This is a genomic window from Staphylococcus sp. GDY8P198P, from assembly GCF_017891615.1.
GTDB lineage: Bacteria > Bacillota > Bacilli > Staphylococcales > Staphylococcaceae > Staphylococcus > Staphylococcus cohnii.
The window spans coordinates 396,137-412,841 of sequence record NZ_JAESJQ010000007.1 but is presented as its reverse complement, the minus strand read 5'-3'; the positions used below and the strand labels follow the sequence as shown (position 1 = coordinate 412,841).

15 protein-coding genes are annotated in these 16,705 nt (G+C 33.3%); 14 read left to right on the top strand and 1 reads right to left on the bottom strand.

The window, feature by feature from the left end; translation table 11 throughout:
- Window positions 1–10: 10 nt before the first annotated feature.
- Genes KA824_RS09080 through KA824_RS09070 form a run of 3 tightly spaced genes read left to right on the top strand, consistent with a single transcriptional unit; the run spans window position 11 to window position 2,559 of the window.
- Entirely contained in the window at window positions 11–1,036 is a 1,026-nt protein-coding gene (locus KA824_RS09080) for a methionine ABC transporter ATP-binding protein (protein ID WP_107384296.1), read from the top strand.
- Window positions 1,029–1,724 (top strand): methionine ABC transporter permease, encoded by a 696-nt coding sequence (locus KA824_RS09075; RefSeq protein WP_181187554.1) that lies wholly within the window; start codon window positions 1,029–1,031, stop codon window positions 1,722–1,724. The genes KA824_RS09080 and KA824_RS09075 overlap by 8 nt, the downstream gene beginning before the upstream one ends.
- 19 nt (window positions 1,725–1,743) lie before the next feature.
- Window positions 1,744–2,559 (top strand): MetQ/NlpA family ABC transporter substrate-binding protein, encoded by an 816-nt coding sequence (locus KA824_RS09070; RefSeq protein ID WP_107384294.1) that lies wholly within the window; start codon window positions 1,744–1,746, stop codon window positions 2,557–2,559.
- A gap of 737 nt (window positions 2,560–3,296) precedes the next feature.
- Here the strand turns inward: KA824_RS09070 and popT are convergent.
- Window positions 3,297–4,148, bottom strand: coding sequence for a polyprenyl-phosphate transporter PopT (gene popT, locus KA824_RS09065; RefSeq protein ID WP_107504623.1), 852 nt, complete (start codon window positions 4,146–4,148; stop codon window positions 3,297–3,299).
- Between the two features lie 365 nt (window positions 4,149–4,513).
- Between popT and sufC the strand changes: the two genes are divergently transcribed.
- From sufC to lipA, 11 genes are all read left to right on the top strand, one after another.
- Window positions 4,514–5,275, top strand: a complete 762-nt coding sequence (gene sufC, locus KA824_RS09060; protein WP_019469764.1) for a Fe-S cluster assembly ATPase SufC — start codon at window positions 4,514–4,516, stop codon at window positions 5,273–5,275.
- 100 nt (window positions 5,276–5,375) lie between these two features.
- A complete protein-coding gene (gene sufD, locus KA824_RS09055) occupies window positions 5,376–6,683 on the top strand; it encodes a Fe-S cluster assembly protein SufD (protein WP_107384292.1) in 1,308 nt (435 codons plus the stop codon).
- A 171-nt stretch (window positions 6,684–6,854) separates the two neighbouring features.
- A complete protein-coding gene (locus KA824_RS09050; RefSeq protein WP_154409402.1) occupies window positions 6,855–8,093 on the top strand; it encodes a cysteine desulfurase in 1,239 nt (412 codons plus the stop codon).
- Window positions 8,083–8,532: a Fe-S cluster assembly sulfur transfer protein SufU gene (gene sufU / locus KA824_RS09045; protein WP_107384290.1), complete on the top strand. Its 450-nt coding sequence runs from the start codon at window positions 8,083–8,085 to the stop codon at window positions 8,530–8,532. The genes KA824_RS09050 and sufU overlap by 11 nt, the downstream gene beginning before the upstream one ends.
- Window positions 8,533–8,670: 138 nt before the next feature.
- On the top strand, window positions 8,671–10,068 hold the full coding sequence (gene sufB / locus KA824_RS09040; protein ID WP_019469760.1) for a Fe-S cluster assembly protein SufB: 1,398 nt from the start codon (window positions 8,671–8,673) through the stop codon (window positions 10,066–10,068).
- Between the two features lie 241 nt (window positions 10,069–10,309).
- Window positions 10,310–11,329, top strand: a complete 1,020-nt coding sequence (locus KA824_RS09035) for a hemolysin family protein (protein WP_107386418.1) — start codon at window positions 10,310–10,312, stop codon at window positions 11,327–11,329.
- 53 nt (window positions 11,330–11,382) lie between these two features.
- Window positions 11,383–12,450 (top strand): NAD(P)H-dependent flavin oxidoreductase, encoded by a 1,068-nt coding sequence (locus KA824_RS09030; protein WP_107384288.1) that lies wholly within the window; start codon window positions 11,383–11,385, stop codon window positions 12,448–12,450.
- 188 nt (window positions 12,451–12,638) lie between these two features.
- On the top strand, window positions 12,639–13,487 hold the full coding sequence (locus tag KA824_RS09025; RefSeq protein WP_107384287.1) for a DUF72 domain-containing protein: 849 nt from the start codon (window positions 12,639–12,641) through the stop codon (window positions 13,485–13,487).
- A 12-nt stretch (window positions 13,488–13,499) separates the two neighbouring features.
- Complete coding sequence (locus KA824_RS09020) at window positions 13,500–14,324, top strand: sulfite exporter TauE/SafE family protein (RefSeq protein WP_107384286.1); 825 nt, start codon at window positions 13,500–13,502, stop codon at window positions 14,322–14,324.
- 20 nt (window positions 14,325–14,344) lie between these two features.
- Window positions 14,345–15,664 carry a bifunctional metallophosphatase/5'-nucleotidase gene (locus KA824_RS09015; RefSeq protein WP_107384285.1) on the top strand — a complete coding sequence of 440 codons (1,320 nt, stop codon included), beginning with the start codon at window positions 14,345–14,347 and terminating at the stop codon, window positions 15,662–15,664.
- 81 nt (window positions 15,665–15,745) lie between these two features.
- A complete protein-coding gene (gene lipA, locus KA824_RS09010; RefSeq protein ID WP_107384284.1) occupies window positions 15,746–16,675 on the top strand; it encodes a lipoyl synthase in 930 nt (309 codons plus the stop codon).
- The last annotated feature ends 30 nt before the right edge of the window (window positions 16,676–16,705 follow it).

The following is a 16,705-nucleotide window of genomic DNA, read 5'->3' as shown; positions in this document are numbered from 1 at the left end:
GGAAACGGCAATGATTGAATTAAATCAAATCGTTAAGAGATATAAAACGAAAAAACACGATGTGTTAGCAGTAGATCATGTTGATTTAAGCATTCAATCAGGCTCGATTTTTGGTGTGGTTGGTTTTTCAGGCGCAGGTAAAAGTACTTTGATAAGACTTTTAAATCATCTTGAACAACCAACTTCAGGAGACGTCATCATTGATGGAGATACCATAGGGAAATTATCGAAATCAGAATTGAGAAAAAAACGTCAAAAAGTGAGCATGATTTTTCAACATTTTAATCTATTGTGGTCACGTAATGTTTTGAATAATATTACTTTTCCATTAGAAATTGCTGGTGTATCACGCAGTGAAGCAAAAAAACGAGCGATGGAATTAGTGGAATTGGTAGGACTAAAAGGTAGAGAAAATGCCTATCCATCAGAATTATCAGGTGGACAAAAACAGCGTGTGGGTATTGCACGTGCGTTAGCAAATGAGCCTAATGTCTTGCTTTGTGATGAAGCGACAAGTGCATTAGACCCTCAAACAACAGATGAAATTTTAGAATTATTATTAAAAATTAAAGAAGAAAGAAATTTAACGATCGTTATTATCACACATGAAATGCAAGTCATCAGACGCATTTGTGATGAAGTGGCAGTAATGGAAAATGGTCGTGTTATTGAACAAGGAAATGTGTCAACTGTTTTTGAAAATCCTCAACACGAAGTAACAAAACGCTTTGTCAAAGAAGATTTAAATGATGAATTTGACGAATCCATTTCTGAATTGATCGATTTAGATGAAAGTGCGTATGTCGTACGTTTGAATTTTACAGGAAACAATACAACTGAACCGTTAGTGTCATACATAACAAAGACACATAATATTGATGTCAATATTCTTGAAGCAAATATTAAACATACTAAAGATGGTGCACTGGGCTTTTTAGTATTGCATTTATTAGATGTAAATTCTGAAAAATTCGAAAAGTTCAAAAATGATTTAGGTGCACAACATGTTTCTGTGGAGGTGTTAAAGCATGGGTAGTTCATTCAGCGAGATTCTACAGGAAATGCTAACGATGCCTAATGTAAGTTGGAACGAGGTTTGGTTAGCTACATATGAAACAATTTATATGACAGTGATATCTACAATATTTGCTTTTGTTTTTGGTTTGATACTTGGTGTGCTTTTATTTTTATCTGCTAAAAGTCAATCGCCTGTGGCTAGAGTGTTTTACAGCGTTGTATCATTTGTAGTGAATTTATTCAGAGCAATACCATTTATTATTTTAATTTTACTACTCATACCATTTACGAGTTTAGTACTTGGAACGATTAGTGGTCCAACAGGTGCTTTGCCAGCACTTATCATCAGTGCAGCACCATTCTACGCAAGATTAGTGGAAATCGCTTTTAAAGAAATTGACAAGGGTGTTATTGAAGCTGCTTGGTCAATGGGAGCTACAACATGGACAGTAGTTAAAAAAGTGTTGTTACCTGAAGCAATGCCAGCGTTAATATCTGGAATAACTGTAACAGCAATTGCTTTAGTAGGATCTACTGCAGTAGCTGGTGTAATTGGAGCCGGCGGTTTAGGTAACTTAGCATACTTAACTGGCTTCACACGAAACCAAAACGATGTCATATTCGTTTCTACAATTTTAATCTTAATTATTGTTTTTATCATCCAATTCATTGGAGACCAAGTTACAAATAAAATAGATAAACGTTAAGTTAAAGGGGGACAATTATATGAAAAAAATATTTAGTTTAGCTTCAATAATAGCTTTAGCATTAATATTAGCTGCTTGTGGTAATGGCGGTGGAGGTAAAGATAAGACAATTACAGTTGGTGCCTCTCCAGCCCCACATGCTGAAATCTTAGAAAAAGCAAAACCAATTTTAAAAGATAAAGGCTATGACTTAAAAATTAAAACGATTAACGATTATACGACACCAAATAAATTATTAGATAAAGGTGAGTTAGATGCTAACTTCTTCCAACATACACCATATCTAAATACTGAAAAGAAAGACAAAAATTATAAAATTGAATCAGCAGGGAACGTACATTTAGAGCCTATGGCTGTTTATTCAAAGAAATATAAAAGTTTAAAAGACTTACCAAAAGGAGCTACTGTTTATGTTTCAAATAACCCTGCAGAAGAAGGTCGTTTCTTAAAATTCTTCTCTGATGCAGGATTAATCAAAATTAAAAAAGGTGTTAAAACTGAAGACGCTAAATTTGATGATATCGTAGAAAATAAAAAAGATATCAAATTTAACAATAAACAATCAGCAGAATATCTACCTAAGATTTATCAAAAAGAAGATGCTGACGCAGTAATCATTAATTCTAACTTTGCAATTGATCAAAAATTAAGTCCTAAAAACGATTCAATTGTTTTAGAAAAAGCAAAAGACAATCCATACGCTAACTTGATTGGTGTCAAAGAAGGTCATAAAGACGATGAAAAAATCAAAGCATTAATGGATGCATTACAGTCTAAAGAAATTAAAGATTACATCAATAAAAAATATGACGGTGCAGTAGTACCAGCTAAATAATAGCGAAAATATTAACAAACCCTTTAACTTTAATAGTTGAAGGGTTGTTTTTGTTTGATTAATTTTAGAAAAAGGGCATAAAAAAGTAGCGGTGTGTGGAATAAGACATATAAAAATACGAATGCTTTAGGATATATTAACTCGGTTGCACATGCACAAATTTGTTCATAATATCCTCATCAACAAGTGTATTATGCAATTGTGTAGTGAGGTGTTGCTCGATGAGCTTAATAATCTAAAGGATTGATCATTGCTTTTTGAGATGAAGTTATATTTATTTACTTTGCTTACAAGATGATTTTAAATAGAAAAATTACATATTTGAATTTCACAGTTTTATGGCGTAAAATTAAATTATGTTTGAGTGAATTGCTTTAAAGCACGAAAATGTTGATGGTGTTTTTCAATACCACAATATCATTCAAACTGTGATAGGGAGAACTTAAAATTGGGCGCACCTTATTTCAGAATATAAGCTGCGTCATTATATATAGGCATTCATCATATATCATTTCGCTATTGATGTATAAGCATGAATGTAAAATAGCCCGGATGTGGTATGGATTTGTTACTAAACTACTTAGTTAGTTATAGCAACGAATCATTACCATTCCGGGCTTTATGTTTTTGATAAGGGCAGAAATCAAATATTATATAGTGATTGCGTTGTCAAAATGCTTATGTAAGCTTCCGATAAATACACAATCCTATTTTAATATGGTTTATACATAGAAAAATTAAAAATCATCGCTTGTAATATGTCCTAGTTTGTAGCTAATAAAGTAGCCTAAAATTACTGTAATAATAGAAATAATCCAAGTGAAAACATCATTTGGCAGACCAGGAAATACTGCATACAGCGATCCTACAACAAAACCAATGATAAGTGCATAGGTTAAGTAAGTGTAATGGTTTAAAAGGTATTGAATCAATTTACTAGAAAATAAGAATCCGCAAATAATCCCAATACCTACGACCATTAAGATTGGTACAGCTTTAAAATTTAAAGACATAAATTCTGAAATTGAAAACATTACAGTACCATATACACCAAATACTAATAACATAAAGGATCCTGAAATGCCTGGTAGTAACATTGCACTAGAAGCACAAACACCTGCAATAAAATATTTAATAATAAGACCAGTTGATAATTCAAGTGTTTCTCCTGCATGTTTATCACCATTATTTAACAAGGTGATCACTACAATGATTATAATACCAAGTAAAACGAGTAAATAATGAGAAGTTTGAAATGTTTGTTTAACTCTTGCTGTATTTAATAAATAGGGTATGATGCCTGCTATTAGTCCAACAAATAGAAACATGGTTGGTACGGTGTGTTCACTTAAAAGATAATTAATTACTTTGCTCAATAAGCCAATAGCAATTATCATCCCTAATCCAATAGGAATCAGGAATTTTAAGCTTTCCCAAAACTTCTTTGAAAATATTCCGCTAATAGACCGTATAAAATCATCATAAATACCTAGAAGCAAAGCGATAGTACCTCCGCTTACACCAGGTACTAAATCGGAAGTACCCATTGCAAATCCTTTCCATAGATTTGACCACTTAATTTTTGACATACCAAAATCCTTTCTATCTAAAATATATTGAAAATGATATCACAATTTTTCTTAGAACTATATTAAAACAAAAGTTAAAATGAGTGAATGATTATAGAATATACTTTGCTTATAATAGATAGTTATAGGAATAATTGAGTTGAGAACATCATATCTTATATTATCAGTTAAAGAAATGATTAACATACTATCAAAAATCATTGTATTTTGATAACAATTTTAATTTAGCACTTGAAAAGGTTTATATTCCAACACAACTGCGTTATAATTAGAAGGTGTAACAAGGGCTCAGTCTTTTGACTGTAGATTAAAATTATTATAAACTAGATAAGAAAAACATATCATATAATACGGAGGGAATATGTATGCCATCAACATTAGAAATTAAAGACCTACATGTGTCTATTGAAGATAAAGAGATTCTTAAAGGTGTTAATTTAACAATTAATACAGGAGAAATACATGCAGTAATGGGGCCTAATGGTACAGGTAAATCAACATTATCATCTGCAATCATGGGACACCCAAGCTATGAAGTAACACAAGGTGAAGTACTATTAGACGGCGTTAACATTTTAGAACTAGATGTTGATGATCGTGCCAAAGCTGGATTATTCTTAGCTATGCAATATCCATCAGAAATCACTGGTGTAACGAATGCAGACTTTATGCGTTCTGCGATAAACGCGAAACGTGAAGAAGGCGAAGAAATTAATTTAATGCAATTCATTAAAAAGTTAGACAAAGAAATGGACTTTTTAGATATTGATCAAGATATGGCACAACGTTATTTAAATGAAGGATTTTCAGGTGGGGAGAAAAAACGTAATGAAATTCTTCAGTTAATGATGCTAGAACCTAAATTTGCTATTTTAGATGAAATTGACTCAGGACTTGATATTGACGCATTAAAAGTAGTTTCAAAAGGTATCAATCAAATGCGTGGAGAAACGTTTGGTTCATTAATCATTACGCACTATCAACGACTATTGAATTATATTACACCTGATCATGTACACGTTATGTATGGTGGTAAAATTGTTACTTCAGGAGGACCTGAATTAGCGAAACGTCTTGAAGAAGAAGGTTATGAATGGGTTAAAGAAGAGTTTAATGCTGCAGAATAAGTCTTAATTCATATGAAAAATAATATTATAGATGAAGATTTAGGTTTTGATTTATACCGATGAGTTAAATCATACAATCATCAAATGGGAGGAAAAAAGTATGACGACTGAAACTTTGAACATTTCTGAAGCACAACTTGTTGAATATTCACAAGCCCATAATGAACCTTCTTGGTTAACTGAATTACGTAAAGAAGCGTTGCAATTAACTGAAACTTTAGAAATGCCAAAACCAGATAAAACAAAAATCACGAGATGGGACTTTGATTCATTTAAACAACATGAAACAAAGGGTAACGTTTATGAATCATTAGAAGAATTACCAAGTGAAGTTAGAGAGATTATTGATGTTGAAAACACTGAGAATTTGGTTATCCAACATAATAACACATTAGCATTCACGAAAGTTTCTGATTCAGCTCAAAATGATGGTGTTGTCGTTGAAGGCTTAGCAGAAGCTTTGATTAACCATCCTGATTTAGTAAAAAAATATTTCATGAATGAAACTGTTACAGTTGATGAACATAGATTGACAGCACTACATACTGCATTGCTAAATGGTGGCGTATTTGTATATGTTCCCAAAAATGTAGTGGTTGAGCATCCAATCCAATATGTAGTATTACACGATGATGAAAATGCAAGTTTCTACAACCATGTCATTATTGCAACTGAAGAAAGTGCTGAAGTAACTTATGTTGAAAACTATTTATCAATCGCAAGTGGAGAAGGTAACCAACTTAACATTGTTTCAGAAGTAAGTGCTGGTGCTAATTCAAAAATCACATACGGTTCAGTAGATTATTTAGATAAAGGTTTCACTGGCCATATTATTCGCCGCGGTGTTACTGAATCAGATGCTACTATAAATTGGGCGTTAGGTTTAATGAACGAAGGTAGTCAAATCATTGATAATACAACTAATTTAATTGGTGACCGTTCTGAAAGTGAACTCAAATCAGTGGTTGTAGGTACTGGTAGTCAGAAAATTAATTTAACTTCTAAAATTGTGCAATATGGTAAAGAAACAAATGGCTACATCTTAAAACACGGTGTAATGCTAGAAGGCGCGCAAACAGTATTTAATGGTATTGGCTATATTAAACATGGTGGTACGAAATCTATTGCGAACCAAGAATCTCGTGTTCTTATGTTATCTGAAAAAGCGCGCGGTGACGCGAACCCTATCTTACTTATCGATGAAGATGATGTAGAGGCTGGACATGCTGCATCCGTTGGCCGTGTTGACCCTGAACAATTATATTATTTAATGAGCCGTGGTATTTCTCGTCATGAAGCTGAACGTCTCGTTATTCATGGTTTCTTAGATCCAGTTGTACGTGAATTGCCAATTGAAGATGTTCAACGTAAATTACGTGAAGTAATCGAATTAAAAGTTAATAAATAATAAATAATAAATACAATTGAATCCGCAGCAAAATAATATTAAGAGAATGTGATTGAACATTATTATAAAATGCTCAGATTAAATGAATTAATATACGTTAGTTTGTTGTATTTCTTAAATTGCTACGGTTTCTTTATTGATTTTTTAAATTAAGAAAGGTCTGTGGATAATTTGACCCAATCACTAAATGTTAACGAAATATTAAAAGACTTTCCAATTCTTAACCAAAAAGTTAACAATAATCGCCTTGCTTATTTAGATACAACTGCTACTAGTCAAACACCAACACAAGTCATTGATGTTATAGCTGATTATTATAAACGTTATAACTCTAATGTACATCGTGGTGTACACACACTTGGATCATTAGCAACTGATGGTTATGAAAGCGCACGTGAAACAGTCAGACGTTTCATTAATGCAAAATATTTTGAAGAAATTATCTTCACTCGTGGAACGACAGCTTCCATTAATGTTGTAGCACATAGTTATGGAGATGCGAATATTTCTGAAGGTGATGAGATTGTAGTCACTGAAATGGAACATCATGCTAATATAGTGCCTTGGCAACAATTAGCGAAACGCAAGAATGCATCTTTAAAGTTCATTCCAATGACAGATGAAGGTGAACTTACAATTGAAAATATAAAAGCGACAATTAATGATAATACAAAAATTGTAGCTATCACGCACGTTTCAAATGTACTAGGTACAATTAATGACATTAAGGCTATCACAGACATTGCGCATGAACATGGTGCTATCGTGAGTGTGGACGGTGCACAAGCAGCGCCACACATGGATTTAGACATGCAATCATTAGATGTTGATTTTTATAGTTTTAGTGGTCATAAAATGTTAGGGCCTACTGGTATCGGTGTACTTTATGGTAAACGCGCCTTACTGGACGAAATGGAACCGGTCGAATTTGGTGGAGACATGATTGATTTCGTTGAAAAATATGATGCTTCTTGGGCAGATTTACCTACGAAATTTGAAGCTGGTACGCCATTAATTGCGCAAGCGATTGGTTTAGCTGAAGCAATTCGCTATATTGAAAATCTAGGTTTTGATGCGATACAAGCACATGAACATGAATTGACGACGTATGCTTACGATAAGATGTCTGAAATTGAAGGTATTGAAATATATGGTCCACCAAAAGACAGACGTGCTGGTGTTATAACTTTCAATATGACTGATGTTCATGCACATGATGTAGCGACTGCAGTTGATACAGAAGGCGTTGCTGTTAGAGCAGGGCATCACTGTGCACAACCGTTGATGAAATGGTTGAATCAATCGTCAACTGCACGTGCAAGTTTCTATATTTATAATACTAAAGAAGATATTGATCAGTTAGTAGAATCCTTGAATCAAACGAAGGAGTTTTTCTCATATGAATTTTAATAATTTAAACCAGTTGTATCGTTCAGTCATTATGGATCATTATAAAAACCCTAGAAATAAAGGGAGTCTAGATACTGGTGCAATGACAGTAGATATGAATAATCCAACTTGTGGGGATCGCATCCATCTTACGTTTGATATTGAAGATGGTTTTATCAAAGATGCTAAATTTGATGGAGAAGGTTGTTCAATTTCAATGTCAAGTGCTTCTATGATGACAGAGGCAGTAAAAGGTCACTCTTTAGCTGAAGCAATGCAAATGAGTCAAGAATTCACAAAAATGATGCTTGGTGAAGATTATGAAATCAGTGAAGCAATGGGAGATATAGAAGCGCTACAAGGTGTTTCTCAATTCCCAGCTAGAATTAAATGTGCTACTTTGGCTTGGAAAGCTTTAGAAAAAGGCACAGTTGAAAAAGAAGGAAATACAGAAGACTAATCCATGTTGATACGTTGACATTGTGTAAATTTCCATTCACACTAGACATAACATCAAGATTAGGATGTAATTACGATGTAACTACAAATGAAGTTGTCTTGACGCGAGTCGTTTTAATATATAAAAGGAGTGATTTAAATGGCTAAAAAAGCACCTGATGTGGGCAATTACCAATATGGTTTCCATGATGAAGATGTTTCCATTTTTAGATCAGAACGCGGTTTAACAGAAAATATCGTCCGTGAAATTTCAAATATGAAAGAAGAACCAGAATGGATGCTTAATTATAGATTGAAAGCATTAAAACAATTCTACAAAATGCCAATGCCTCAATGGGGTGGCGATTTATCAGAATTGAATTTTGATGATATCACTTATTATGTTAAGCCATCTGAACAAACTGAACGTTCATGGGATGAAGTGCCAGAAGAAATCAAACGTACATTTGATAAATTAGGTATTCCTGAAGCAGAACAAAAATACCTTGCTGGTGTTTCAGCACAATATGAATCAGAAGTTGTTTATCACAATATGGAAAAAGAACTTGAAGATAAAGGTATTGTCTTTAAAGATACAGACACTGCATTAAAAGAAAACGAAGAATTATTTAAACAATATTTCTCAACAGTTGTACCAGCTGGAGATAACAAATTCTCAGCACTTAATTCAGCTGTTTGGTCTGGTGGATCGTTCATTTATATACCAAAAAATATTAAACTAGATACGCCTTTACAAGCGTATTTCCGTATTAACTCTGAAAACATGGGACAATTTGAACGTACACTAATCATTGCAGATGAAGGTGCTTCAGTTAACTATGTAGAAGGTTGTACTGCACCGGTTTATACAACAAGTTCACTACACTCAGCTGTAGTTGAAATTATCGTCCACAAAGATGCCCATGTGCGTTATACTACAATTCAAAACTGGGCTAATAACGTTTATAACTTAGTTACAAAACGTACATTAGTGCATGAGAATGGTAATATGGAATGGGTTGACGGTAACTTAGGTTCTAAATTAACGATGAAATATCCCAACTGTGTGCTTATGGGTGAAGGCGCTAAAGGTAGTACGCTATCAATTGCATTCGCTGGTAAAGGGCAAGTTCAAGATGCTGGTGCAAAAATGATTCATAAAGCACCTAACACTTCATCTACGATAGTATCTAAATCTATTTCTAAAGATGGCGGTAAAGTTATTTATCGTGGTATCGTACACTTTGGCCGCAAAGCTAAAGGTGCACGTTCTAACATTGAATGTGATACGTTAATTTTAGATAACGAATCTACTTCAGATACAATTCCATATAATGAAGTATTTAATGATAATATTTCATTAGAACATGAAGCAAAAGTATCAAAAGTTTCTGAAGAGCAATTATTCTATTTAATGAGTCGTGGTATTTCAGAAGAAGAAGCTACAGAAATGATTGTTATGGGCTTCATTGAACCATTTACTAAAGAGCTTCCAATGGAATATGCTGTTGAAATGAATCGTCTTATCAAATTTGAAATGGAAGGTTCAATCGGCTAAAGTATTTATGATAAATAGTTTAGTTTTACAGTAAGTGATTAAATTTTAAAAACACGAGTGATGCGATTTTGATTCTCTTATATATAAGGGCATTCAAATATGCATCACTTCGTGTTTTTTTATTATAGTTGTTTTGAAAACGCTGTTTTAATAATTAGAAATGCGTTTATGTATTGTAAAACAAGGGAATTGATACATATCGTTTAAAATTTTATAGAATATAAAAAGGAGTTATGCTGATATGATTATAGCTATAATCATACTTTTATTTGCTTCATTCTTCTTTTCTGGTAGTGAAACGGCTTTAACTGCTGCAAATAGGATGAAAATACAAACTGAAGCTGAAAATGGAGATAAAAAGTCTGCTAAATTATCAAAGCTACTTACAAAACCCAGTGAATTTATTACTACAATTTTAATTGGAAATAATATTGCGAATATTATTTTGCCTACATTAGTGACAGTATTAGCAGTGGATATTGGAATGAACGTTGGTGTAGCTACTGCAATTACAACGGTTGCTATTATCATCATTTCTGAAGTAATTCCAAAATCTGTTGCTGCAACTTATCCAGATCGTATGTCTAGATTGGTTTATACACCGATTTCATTTTTCGTCACAATATTTAAACCAATTACGAAATTGTTAAACTGGTTAACAGATATGATCAATAATTTACTTTCTAAAGGGCAAGAAGATCAACAACGATTATCAAAAGAAGAGATTAGACAGATGGTTACGATTGCAGGTAGTGAGGGTGCATTCAATGAAATGGAACGAAATCGAATTCAAGGTGTTATGGATTTTGAACAATTAAAAATTACAAATATCGATACAACACCAAGGATTAATGTGACTGCATTTCCGGCTGATATATCTTACGAAGATGCGTACGATACGGTAGTGACGAATCCGTATACACGTTATCCAGTTTATGATGGTGATATCGACCATATTATAGGCATCTTCCATTCAAAATATTTGCTAGCATGGAGTAAAGAAAAGTCAAACAATATTTTACAATATACTTCAGAACCTTTATTTGTGAATGAGCATAATAGAGCAGAATGGGCACTGAGAAAAATGACTGTGTCACGTAAACATTTAGCGATTGTATTAGATGAATTTGGTGGGACAGATGCCATTGTTTCTCATGAGGATTTAATTGAAGAAATGCTAGGTATGGAAATTGAAGATGAGATGGACGAACAAGAGCAAGAGAAATTAGACGCGCAAATGCAAGCTTATAATAAAAAATAAAAACTATAGTCACAATATTTAAGTTATTGTTTTTAATTAAAGGAGTGTTTTGCATGCACTTTTCATCAAAAGTGACCAAAATGTTGAATATCAAACTTCCTATTATTCAGGCAGGTATGGCAGGTAGTACAACGCCTGAATTAGTAGCATCTGTGAGTAATAGTGGAGGACTTGGTACAATTGGGGCAGGGTATTTTAATTCAGAGAAGTTAGATTCAGAAATAACATATGTTCAAGAATTAACTGATTTGCCTTTTGCAGTTAACTTATTTGTTCCAAGTGAACAATTATATATTCCAGAAAGTGTAGAACACATGAATGCATGGTTAAAACCCTATAGAAAAGCTTTGAGTTTAGAGGAACCTGTCATTGATGTTAGTGAGGAACAGCAATTTAATGAATCCATAGATATGGTAATCGAAAAAGGGGTTCCTGTAGTTTCATTTACTTTTGGAATACCAAATCAAAATATTATCAAAAAATTGAAAGCACGTCAGATTACTGTGATAGGAACAGCAACATCAGTTGAAGAAGCGAAAGCTAATGAAAGTGCTGGTATGGATGCAGTCATCGCTCAAGGTAGTGAAGCAGGTGGACATAGAGGTTCTTTCACTGTAACTTCAGATGATCACACACCATTGATTGGTACCATGTCACTGGTACCACAAGTCGTAGATAATGTATCTATTCCAGTGATAGCAGCAGGTGGCATTATGGATGGACGTGGCGTTGTTGCAAGTATGGTGTTAGGTGCCGAAGCTGTACAAATGGGAACAGCATTTTTAACTTCAGAAGAAAGTGGTGCTTCAGCTTTATATAAAAATGCAATACAACAAAGTAAAGAAACAGATACTGTCATCACAAAAGCTTTTACAGGTAAACCAGCTAGAGGTATCGATAATGAATTTATACACAAGATGGAAGGATATGGTGATGACATTCCAGATTATCCTATACAAAACCAATTGACAAAAAGTATTCGTAAAACTGCAGCTGACTTAGGTAATGAGCAATGGACACATCTATGGAGTGGACAAAGTCCTAGGTTATCACAACCTAGTTCAGCTTCTGAATTGATAGCTGATATCATACAAGAAACTAAACGCATACTTAACGAGTAATGAACTTAAGTTGTTTTAAGAAAAGTTGCTATTTTTAAAATGATAGCAACTTTTTTGTTTTATGTTTCGTGTATCTACTACAGTCATCGTTGTTTTATCCTAACCTTAACCGTTGAAACAATTGAAGAATAAAATTTAATCTAGTGAATCTCATAAATCATCTATGGTATCATGTAACTGGTGATACTATGATAAATATTGGATTAACAGGTTGGGGAGACCATGATACTTTGTACGAAGATTTACAGCGTAAATCAGATAAGTTAATTACATATGCAAGTCACTTTCCCATCGTAGAATTAGATGCATCTTATTATGCGATACAACCTGAAAGAAATATTAGAAAATGGATAAGAGAGACGCCTGAGAGATTCCAATTTATAGTTAAAATTCATCAGGCATTAACACTTCATGCAGATTATCATGATTTTGCAGAATCAAGACAAATACTTTTTGATCAGTTTAAAGCGATGTTAACGCCATTAAAATCTGAACAAAAGTTAGCGATGGTATTAGTACAATTTCCGCCTTGGTTTGATTGCACAGTACAGAACATCAGATATATTCGATATGTACGAGAACAGTTGAAAGCATTTCCTGTTTGTATAGAATTTAGACATCAATCCTGGTTTAATGATCAATTTAAAGAAGAAACATTAGCTTTTTTAACTGAATATGACATGATACACGCAGTATGTGATGAACCACAAGTTGGACAAGGTTCCATACCCTTAGTCAATCGTATTACAAACGAGACAGCATTTGTGCGTTATCATGGCAGAAATGAACATGGATGGACGAAAAAAGATATGACGGATGAAGCATGGAGAGATGTAAGGTACTTGTACGATTATAATAAACAAGAACTTCAAGATTTAGCACAAAAAGTGAAGCTATTAGAACAAAAAGCTAAAAATATTTATGTAGTTTTTAATAATAACTCAGGTGGTCATGCTGCACAAAATGCTAAGACATATCAAACATTACTAGGCATTGATTATGAAGGCTTAGCACCACAACAATTAAAATTATTTTAGGAGCGATCGTATATGTTAACAATAATTATTTTGATTTTAATTGGTGGTTTATCAGCTGTTTTAGGTTCTCTTGTAGGCATTGGTGGCGGCATTATTATCGTTCCGACTTTAGTTTATTTAGGTGTAGAAAACGATTTACTAAATGGAATTACACCTCAAATTGCCATAGGGACATCTTCACTGATATTAATCGTGACAGGATTATCATCAACATTAGGTTATTTGAAAACAAAACAAGTTGATGTGAAAAACGGTTCTATCTTTTTATTTGGATTGTTACCAGGTTCTTTGGTTGGGTCTATTTTAAGTCGTTTTTTAACTTTAGACTCTTTTAATTTATATTTTGGTATCTTTTTGATATTTGTAGCAATTTTACTCATGATAAGAAATAATATTAAACCGATGAAAATGTTTAATAAGCCAAAGTATGCACGTACATATGTAGATGGTTATGGAAAGACACATCATTATAGCGTTCCGCCAGTTGTAGCATTTGTATCAACGTTATTTATAGGTGTTTTGACAGGATTATTTGGTATTGGTGGTGGCGCATTAATGACACCTTTAATGTTAATTGTTTTCAGATTTCCACCACATGTTGCTGTCGGTACAAGCATGATGATGATATTCTTTTCTAGCGTAATGAGTTCTGTTGGGCATATTGCCCAAGGACATGTGGCTTGGGTTTATTCTATTGTATTAATCATCTCTAGCTATTTGGGTGCTAAAATAGGCGTGAAAGTAAATCAATCCATACAATCAAATACTGTCGTTATGTTATTGAGAACAGTTATGCTTATAATGGGACTATATTTAATCATTAAGTCATTTTTATAAACTAAGAGGAGGGAACCAAGGTGAAATTAACTATTTACCATACAAATGATATCCATAGTCATTTGCATGAGTATGCCCGCATTTCCGAATATTTAGCTCAAGAGAGACCAAAATTAAATCACCCCTCGCTCTATTTAGATATTGGAGACCATGTAGATCTATCTGCACCTGTTACAGAAGCTACTATGGGAATAAAAAATGTTGAACTATTAAATAAAGCACGTTGTGATATAGCAACTATTGGTAATAACGAAGGTATGACCATTTCACATGATGCATTAAATACACTTTATGACAATGCAAAATTTGATGTAACCTGTGCAAATGTTTTTGACGAACAGGGTTACTTACCGCGAAATATCACATCATCAATCATTAAGGAAATTGAAGGTGTGAGAATCTTATTTGTTGCAGCAACTGCGCCATTCACGCCATTTTATAGAGCATTGGATTGGGTTGTTACCAATCCATTAGAAGCCATTAAAGACGAAATCAGCGCGAACGAAGGTGATTATGATTTATTGATTATTATGAGCCATGTAGGCGTATTCTTTGATGAGAAATTATGCCAAGAAATTCCTGAAATAGATTTAATACTAGGGAGTCATACACATCATTATTTTGAAAATGGAGAAATGAACAATGGTGTATTAATGGCAGCTGCAGGTAAATATGGTCATTTTTTAGGTGAAGTGACATTAGAAATAGACCGTAATAGAGTTGTAGATAAGCAAGCGGTGATTTATCCAGTAGACACTTTACCTGAGGTTGAAACACATTTCGAAAGTGAAGGTAAAGCACTGTTAAGCGATCCAATTATTAATCGACCAGTTGAATTACCAAGAAAGACAGATGTTATAACAAAGACATCTTATATGTTAGCTGAAAGTGTATTTGAATTTACAAATGCTGACTGTACAATCATTAACGCAGGTTTGATTGTAAAAGGTATCTCAGCGAATCAAATGACAGAGTTTGACATTCATCAAATGTTACCTCATCCTATCAATGCCGTTCGTATCCGTTTAAATGGTCTGGAATTAAAAAATATAATTATTAAAAGCCAAAAACAAGAATATCTACATGAACATGCACAAGGTTTAGGTTTTAGAGGAGATATTTTTGGTGGCTATATACTATATAATTTAGGATTGATCGAATCAGAATCAAGATATTTCATCAATGGAGAAGAAATTGAAGACGATAAAATTTATGTGTTAGGTACTGTTGATATGTATACATTTGGTCGTTATTTTCCTACGCTAAAAGAACAATCTATAGATTACTTAATGCCAGAATTTTTAAGAGATATTTATAAAGAAAAAATGCTCGAATACTAAAATATTACATTTTACGTTTTAATTTAATCCGATTTTCGTTATAATGATTACAGATTTGAAATCAGGAGGAATTGTGCGGTTATGGCTACTAAAAATGAAGAAATTTTACGTAAACCAGATTGGTTGAAAATAAAACTGAATACTAACGAAAACTACACTGGTCTTAAGAAAATGATGCGAGAAAAGAACTTACATACAGTGTGTGAAGAAGCAAAATGTCCAAACATACATGAGTGTTGGGGCGAACGTCGTACTGCTACGTTTATGATTTTAGGCGCAGTTTGCACGCGTGCATGTCGTTTCTGTGCGGTTAAAACCGGATTGCCTAACGAGTTAGATTTAGATGAGCCAGAGCGCGTGGCAGAATCTGTTGAATTAATGAATTTAAAACATGTTGTTATAACAGCGGTTGCACGTGATGATTTAAGAGATGCTGGTTCAAATGTTTATGCTGAAACAGTCCGTAAAGTACGTGAGCGTAACCCTTACACTTCAATAGAAATATTACCATCTGATATGGGTGGTGACTTTGAAGCTTTAGAAACGTTAATGGCTTCAAAACCTGATATTTTAAACCATAATATTGAAACAGTTCGTCGTTTAACACCAAGAGTTCGTGCTAGAGCGACTTATGACCGTACTTTAGAATTTTTAAGACGTTCTAAAGAATTACAACCTGATATACCAACAAAATCTAGTTTAATGGTAGGACTAGGTGAAACTCATGAAGAAATTTATGAAACAATGGATGATTTACGTGCGAATGACGTAGATATCTTGACTATTGGTCAATATTTGCAACCTTCACGTAAACATTTAAAAGTTGAAAAATACTATACACCTTTAGAATTTGGTAAATTAAGAAAAGTTGCAATGGATAAAGGTTTCAAACATTGCCAAGCTGGACCGCTTGTGAGAAGTTCTTATCATGCAGATGAGCAAGTAAATGAAGCTGCAAAAGAAAGACATCGTCTAGGTGAAGAAAAACTTAGTACAGATTCTAATAGTTAAAACATAGATATTGCATTTAAAGACTTAGTT